The 6,254-nt window shown below is 59.7% G+C and carries 6 protein-coding genes and 1 tRNA gene; 5 read left to right on the forward strand and 2 right to left on the reverse strand.

Features of this window, described 5'->3' with window-relative positions:
- Window positions 1–131: 131 nt before the first annotated feature.
- The 5 genes from NW814_RS02280 (at window position 132) to NW814_RS02300 (ending at window position 4,156) form a co-directional block, all read left to right on the forward strand.
- Entirely contained in the window at window positions 132–1,133 is a 1,002-nt protein-coding gene (locus tag NW814_RS02280) for a zinc-dependent alcohol dehydrogenase family protein (protein ID WP_414405057.1), read from the forward strand.
- Window positions 1,134–1,166: 33 nt separating this feature from the next.
- Entirely contained in the window at window positions 1,167–1,736 is a 570-nt protein-coding gene (locus NW814_RS02285) for a hypothetical protein (RefSeq protein WP_414396817.1), read from the forward strand.
- A gap of 33 nt (window positions 1,737–1,769) precedes the next feature.
- Window positions 1,770–3,356 carry an AAA family ATPase gene (locus NW814_RS02290; protein WP_414405058.1) on the forward strand — a complete coding sequence of 529 codons (1,587 nt, stop codon included), beginning with the start codon at window positions 1,770–1,772 and terminating at the stop codon, window positions 3,354–3,356.
- A 13-nt stretch (window positions 3,357–3,369) separates the two neighbouring features.
- On the forward strand, window positions 3,370–4,023 hold the full coding sequence (locus NW814_RS02295; RefSeq protein ID WP_414405059.1) for a Crp/Fnr family transcriptional regulator: 654 nt from the start codon (window positions 3,370–3,372) through the stop codon (window positions 4,021–4,023).
- Between the two features lie 60 nt (window positions 4,024–4,083).
- Window positions 4,084–4,156 (forward strand) — tRNA-Phe (locus tag NW814_RS02300).
- 92 nt (window positions 4,157–4,248) lie between these two features.
- Here the strand turns inward: NW814_RS02300 and NW814_RS02305 are convergent.
- Together NW814_RS02305 and NW814_RS02310 are read right to left on the reverse strand one after the other, a co-directional pair.
- Window positions 4,249–5,238, reverse strand: coding sequence for an ABC transporter permease (locus tag NW814_RS02305; protein ID WP_414405060.1), 990 nt, complete (start codon window positions 5,236–5,238; stop codon window positions 4,249–4,251).
- A gap of 20 nt (window positions 5,239–5,258) precedes the next feature.
- On the reverse strand, window positions 5,259–6,083 hold the full coding sequence (locus NW814_RS02310; RefSeq protein WP_414405061.1) for an ABC transporter ATP-binding protein: 825 nt from the start codon (window positions 6,081–6,083) through the stop codon (window positions 5,259–5,261).
- Between the last annotated feature and the right edge of the window lie 171 nt (window positions 6,084–6,254).

A 6,254-nucleotide genomic window follows, 5' to 3' on the forward strand; every position in this document is an offset into this window, starting at 1 on the left:
CTAACTTTCCAGGAAGGCACGGCATCGTTGAACCCAAGCGCGAAGGTCGCCCTTTGCATGTCCCTCACAGCCTCCCTCGCTGGGGGCAGAAGGGGAGCAGTTGGTGGACTCAAGCCAAAGGCAGCGAAAACATGAAAGCTGTTGTCATGAACGTGCCCGGCGGGCCGGAGGTCTTGCAACTCCAGGAAGTGCCCGATCCCCAGATCCGCGGCGAGCGGGAGCTGCTTGTTCGTCTCAAGGCTGCTGGCGTCAACCCCATCGACACTAAGCTGCGGCGGCGAGGCACCTTCTACCCGGAAGAGATGCCGGCCATCTTGGGGTGTGACGGGGCTGGCGTTGTGGAAGCAGTGGGCTCTGGAGTGCGGCAGTTTCGGGTTGGCGACGAGGTCTACTTCTGCTATGGCGGCCTGGGCAAGCAACCGGGGAACTATGCTGAGCTGATTGTGGTCGATGAGCGCTTTGTAGCTCCCAAGCCCAGAAGCCTTAGCTTTGCCGAGGCTGCTGCGGCTCCCCTGGTGTTGATCACTGCCTGGGAGGCCCTCTACGAGCGAGGGCGGCTGCAGGCTGGCCAAAAGGTGCTTATCCACGCCGGCGCGGGAGGGGTAGGTCATGTGGCCATTCAACTAGCCCGTCTGCGGGCCTGCGAGGTGGCCACTACGGTGAGCACGCCAGAAAAGGCCGAGTTCGTCCGTTCCCTGGGAGCCAACCTGCCCATCTTCTACCGCCAGACTGACTTTGTGCGGGCTGTCTTAGACTGGACGGCTGGGGAAGGAGTGGATCTGGCGCTAGATACCCTGGGCGGCCCAGTACTGGAGCAGACCTTTCCGGCGGTGCGTGTGTACGGCGATCTCGTCACGCTGCTGGCGCCTGCTCCGGAGACCGATTGGCGGGTGGCCCGTGACCGCAACCTGCGGGTAGGCTTTGAGCTGATGCTCACGCCGATGCTGAAGAATCTTGTTGCTGCCCAGCAACATCAGGCAGAGATTCTCAGGCAGTGCGCTCGCCTCATCGACCAAGGCCAACTGCGTATCCGTCTCAGCCACACCTTTCCTTTGGCCGAAGCGGCTGCTGCCCACCGCTTGCTGGAGCAGGGATCCGTTCTCGGCAAAATTGCCTTAACCATTCCCGATTAGGCTGGCTAAGGGAGGCCCTGCCCAGCTCCGCCTATGGCTGACCCACTTACCCCTCACCTGCTGGAGAACGAGAGCTTCTATGAGAACGCCCTCTGCTGGCTGGGGCGGCCGCAGACGGTCTATCGGCTGCTGAGCGAAGCGGTTTTCCCACCAATTTCCTCGTGGGTGCGCGGAGAAGTGGATAGCCGTTCTTTTAACCACTGGCAGCCGGAAGACGTGCGCACCTTTCTCTACCCGGTGGTGGCCCTAGGAGACGAGGAGACGCTTGTCCTTGCCAGCGAGGCTCTCCTACTTTGCGGCATCGGCACCTACTACAATCCCTGCGACCTGGCAATTGTGGTGTTCGTGCAGCAGCCCCAAGAGCTGTTTAGCCAACTGATGCAACGCATCCGCCGCACCGAAGCCATCATCACCCGCGGGCCAGAAGTGCGCATGCTTTCGGAACAGGTGAGCCTGGCCAAGCGAGGACAAGACTACATCAACACCAAATACTTGGTCTGGCCCTACGCCCTTTCTGCTGCCGCTCAAGAGACTCTGGTTAAGCAAGGGATCAGCATTATTCGCCTTTCGCCCCCAGAGGCTGCTTTGCCCTTTGGAGGCTAAGCGAAAATAGGGATCCCTTATCCCCAGTTTTCTATGGCCAGTGCCCACCTGCCGCCCCTCATTCAAGCAATGTTGGAGCCGGGGTTTTACCCCCATCCGGTGCGGGAGCCGATCCAGCTTCTCCAAACCCACATCTCCTATGTTCTCCTGACGGGCGACTACGCCTACAAAGTGAAGAAGCCCGTGGACTTTGGCTTTCTAAACTTCTCCACCCTGGAGCGGCGGCGCCACTTTTGCCAAGAAGAGCTGCGCCTAAACCAGCGCGGGGCGCCGGGGCTTTACCTCCAGGTGTTGCCCATTGGGCAAACCCAAGGCCGGTTTCAGCTTGGCAGCAGTGGCGAGCCGGTGGAGTACACCCTTAAAATGCGGCAGTTTCCCCAAGAGCAACTCTTCAGCAACCTCCTCGAGCGGGGGGAGCTGACGCCAGCCTTGATGGAGGAGCTGGGACGGGTGGTGGCAGCCTTTCACGCCCAGGCTGAGACCAACGACTACATCCGCAGCTTTGGCCGGCCAGAGCGGGTACGGGAGGCCTTTGACGAAAATTACGCCCAAACCCAGCGCTACGTGGGCGGTCCCCAGACGGCTGAGCAGTATCAGGAGACCCAAGCCTACACGGAGCGCTTTTTTGCCGAGCGGCAGGAGCTGTTTTACCAGAGAATGGCCCAAGGCCGCATCCGCGAAGGCCACGGGGATCTGCATCTTGGCAACCTCTGTTGGTGGGAAGGCCAGATCTTGCTGTTTGATTGCATCGAGTTCAACGAGGCTTTCCGCTTTGTGGATACGATGTACGACGTATCCTACGCGGTGATGGATTTGGACGCCCGCCACCGCCCCGATCTGGGCAATGCCTATTTAAACACCTATCTGGAAGAAACGGGTGACTGGGAAGGACTGAAGATCTTGCCCATTTACCTCAATCGCCAGGCCTATGTGCGGGCCAAGGTTACCTCTTTTCTGCTGGACGATCCTGCCGCTGCGGAAGCTGACAAAGCCAATGCCTTCCACACTGCCGCCCGCTACTACCGACTGGCCTGGGAATACACGCTTCCCAAACAGGGACAGTTGTTTTTGATGGCTGGCCTCTCGGGAGCGGGCAAAAGTACAGCGGCCCGGTACCTAGCCCGGCAGCGGGGAGCCATTCACATTCGCTCCGATGCCGTGCGCAAGCACTTGGCCGGGATCCCTCTGCGGCAGCGGGGGGGGTCGGAGGTGTACACGCCAGAGATGACCGAGAAGACCTACCGCCGCCTGGTGCAATTGGGCGTGGAGTTGGCCCGAGAGGGTTATAGCGTAATTCTCGACGCCAAGTTTGACCGGCAAGCGCTGCGGGGCATGGCCATTGAACAGGCCCAAAAGTGCGGGATTCCCTTGCGCATCCTCCACTGTTACGCCCCTGAACCTGTCCTCCGTGAGCGTCTGCAACGGCGTATGGCCGCAGGTACAGTCGAGGGAGGAAACCTAGCCGACATTGCCGATGCCACTGCCGATCTCCTTGCCCAGCAGCAGGCGCAGTGGCAGGATTTTTCCGAGGGGGAACGGTCTTACTTGACGGTGTTGGACACCAGTCAAGATTGGCAAGCGCAACTGCAGGAGATCACCAGTGAGCGAGGTAACGGCTAAGGATTTGCACTTGATGCCGTTGTTTGAAGGCTTTTCCCCCGAGGTACTCGAGCCGCTAGCCCGTCAGATGGCGCTGCGCTCCCATGCCGTCAACCAGGCCATCGTGTTGCAAAATGACTGGGGCAGTACCGTCTATTTCATCCTAGAGGGTTGGGTCAAGATTCGCACTCACGATACAGAGGGGCGGGAGATTACCCTCACCATTCTCGGCCCAGGCGAGATCTTTGGAGAGATGGCCGCTTTGGATGAGGCGCCTCGTTCCAGCGATGTGGTTGCCTTAACACCGACCAAGGTTTGTTCTCTGTCGGCCCAGCATTTTCTAGCTTTCTTGGCTGCCAATGCCCAGGCTGGCATTCGCCTTGCCCAGCTCATGTCCCGCCGTCTGCGGCAGCTTAACCGGCGGCTGCAGTTGCGCGAGGCCAGCAGTGTTGCCCGCGTGGCCGATATTCTCCTCTTCTTGGCCGAATCCCGGGGCTGGGTCAGCCGCAGCGGTGTGGAAATCCCCAACTTACCCCATCGGGAGCTGAGCAGCTTAAGCGGCTTAGCTAGGGAGACCGTTACCCGCGTTCTCTCCAAGCTAGAACGAAAGGAGTTGATCCGCCGGGATCGCAGCCGCAACATTCTCTGTATTCCGCAGCTGGAGGCCCTGGAAAAGCTCCTTGGCTAAACTAGGGCGCTACCTGTTGCCAAAGACCTCCTGAGCACCCTAAAATAGGGGCTACGGAAAGCCGGGATAGCTCAGTTGGTAGAGCAGAGGACTGAAAATCCTCGTGTCACCAGTTCGAATCTGGTTCCTGGCATCCTATCTTGTTTTCCTGAGCTTTTCGAGATAGGTCCACACCCTAGGTTGGGAGCTTGCTGGCGCTGGCAAGTTGGCCACCAGGCAGCCCCCCTAGTTTTCGCGGCGCACAACACTTTCATGCCAGTGGCCCAGGATTTTGTCGGACAGGGCGCTCAAGGCCACAAAGATTAGGATCCCCAGGCCAGTCAGCAGCACCAGAGCGGCAAACATGCGGGGCACCTGTAAGTTAAAGCTGGAGATCAAAATCTGGTAGGCGATCCCAGCCCGCTCCCCGCCGCTACCTGCAACAAACTCGGCCACCACCGCTCCAATGAGAGAAAGGCCACCGCTGATGCGCAAGCCCCCGAGGAAATAGGGCAGGGCGCTGGGCAGGCGCAGGTAGATCAGAGTTTGCCAGCGATTGGCCTTGTACAGTTGAAACAGGTTGAGCAGGTTGTGATCGACGCTGTTTAACCCCAGAGTAGTGTTGGAGAGAATGGGGAAGAAGGCAACAATCCAGGCGCAGACCACCATGGCCGCAAAGGTGTTGTTGCGCAGCCAGATGATAATGAGTGGCGCGATGGAAATGATGGGCGTTGTCTGCAAAACCACCGCATAGGGGAAAAGGCTGCGCTCAATCCATTTGCTCTGGCTAAACAAAACGGCCAGCAACAGCCCAGAGATGGCAGCCAAGAGGAAAGCCACCACGGTAACCTGCAAGGTAACCAGCAGAGAGGGAAAAAGGGATCCCCACTCCTTCACCAGGGTTCTGGCCACCAAAACCGGCCCCGGCAACAGGTAAGGGGGAACCCCTGTCAGCCGCACCGCCACCTCCCAAAGCCCCAGAAAAAGGAGGCCGACAATCCCAGGGGCAATCACATCCGGATTGAGCCACCTGCCCAGATCCAACCGCTGGGGAGAAGTCGGCAGGCCAGAGCCAGCTACCTCAGCCTCACTGCGGGGGCCGGGCCTGAGTCTCTTTTTCACCCCACCGCCCAGAGCCCCAGCCGACCCATGCCAAGACCAGTGCTCCGGCAGGACAGGCAGGGATCCCAGCCGGCGATCCAGGAACTGGAAAAGGAAGGCAAGGAGATCCACCATAGAGAAAAGCAGGCACCCTGTCAGCGCAACCGTCCAACCGAGAGAGGAGGTAGGCAAGGCTCCTGAGGCGTGTTGCCCATAGCCTCGCGCAAACGGGCTGCCACCTCCCGACAGTAGTCGTTGTAAAGGGGCGAGGTGCGAAAGTCTTCTGAACGAGGATAGGGAGCATCGATGGGGATATCCGCCACTACTCGCCCCGGACGAGCCGCCATGACCACGACACGGTTGGAGAGGTAGACGGCCTCGTAAATGTTGTGGGTAACAAAGATTACCGTCCACCGCTGCTCCTGCCACAGCTCCAGCAGCTCACTGTTTAATTTGCTGCGGGTGATCTCGTCCAAAGCTCCAAACGGCTCGTCCATGAGCAGCACCTGGGGCTGGGTGACGAGGGCGCGGGCAATGGAAACGCGCATGCGCATCCCCCCTGAGAGCTCGCGGGGAAAACTGTGCTCAAACCCTTGCAAGCCCACCTGGCGCAGCGCCTGCAATACCTTGGGCTCCGCTTTCTCCCTAGGCTCGCCCGCCAACTTCAGCGGCAAGCGCACATTCTCCATCACCGTGGCCCAGGGCAGGAGGGCTGGCTCCTGGAAGACAAAAGCCAACTTGGGTTCCACCGGGCGGCTGGGGAGGTTTTGCTGGCAGTGGCCCCCCCACTCAATAGAGCCACTGGTCAACTGCCCCAGGCCGGCAATTAGCCGGAGCACTGTACTTTTCCCACAGCCCGAGGGCCCCACCAAGCTGACAAACTGCCCCTCTGGAATGGCTAGGCTCATATCCTGCAAGGCCACTGTGCCGTTGGCATAGACCTTGCTGACGTGGTTGAGAAGAATCATCGGGGCAGGCATGGCTTACTTTTCCCGGCTCAGGGATCGGCGAGGAAGCGCTAAACTAATCGTACTCCTGCCGCCGCCGCAACTTGTTGACATACTCCCCGCCCTAAAGGGCATTCGCGACAGCGGGCCGTAGGCCGGGGATTCTCGTTCTTGGTTCCACGAGCGCACTTACCCTGTCAGGTT

It is taken from the genome of Synechococcus sp. R65.1 (genome assembly GCF_047461755.1).
Classification (GTDB): Bacteria; Cyanobacteriota; Cyanobacteriia; order Thermostichales; family Thermostichaceae; genus Thermostichus.

Coding starts and splice junctions, on each gene's coding strand:
- NW814_RS02280 (WP_414405057.1), top strand. CDS start 132: ATGAAAGCTGTTGTCATGAACGTGCCCGGCGGGCCGGAGGTCTTGCAA.
- NW814_RS02285 (WP_414396817.1), top strand. CDS start 1,167: ATGGCTGACCCACTTACCCCTCACCTGCTGGAGAACGAGAGCTTCTAT.
- NW814_RS02290 (WP_414405058.1), top strand. CDS start 1,770: ATGGCCAGTGCCCACCTGCCGCCCCTCATTCAAGCAATGTTGGAGCCG.
- NW814_RS02295 (WP_414405059.1), top strand. CDS start 3,370: ATGCCGTTGTTTGAAGGCTTTTCCCCCGAGGTACTCGAGCCGCTAGCC.
- NW814_RS02305 (WP_414405060.1), bottom strand. CDS start 5,238: ATGGTGGATCTCCTTGCCTTCCTTTTCCAGTTCCTGGATCGCCGGCTG.
- NW814_RS02310 (WP_414405061.1), bottom strand. CDS start 6,083: ATGCCTGCCCCGATGATTCTTCTCAACCACGTCAGCAAGGTCTATGCC.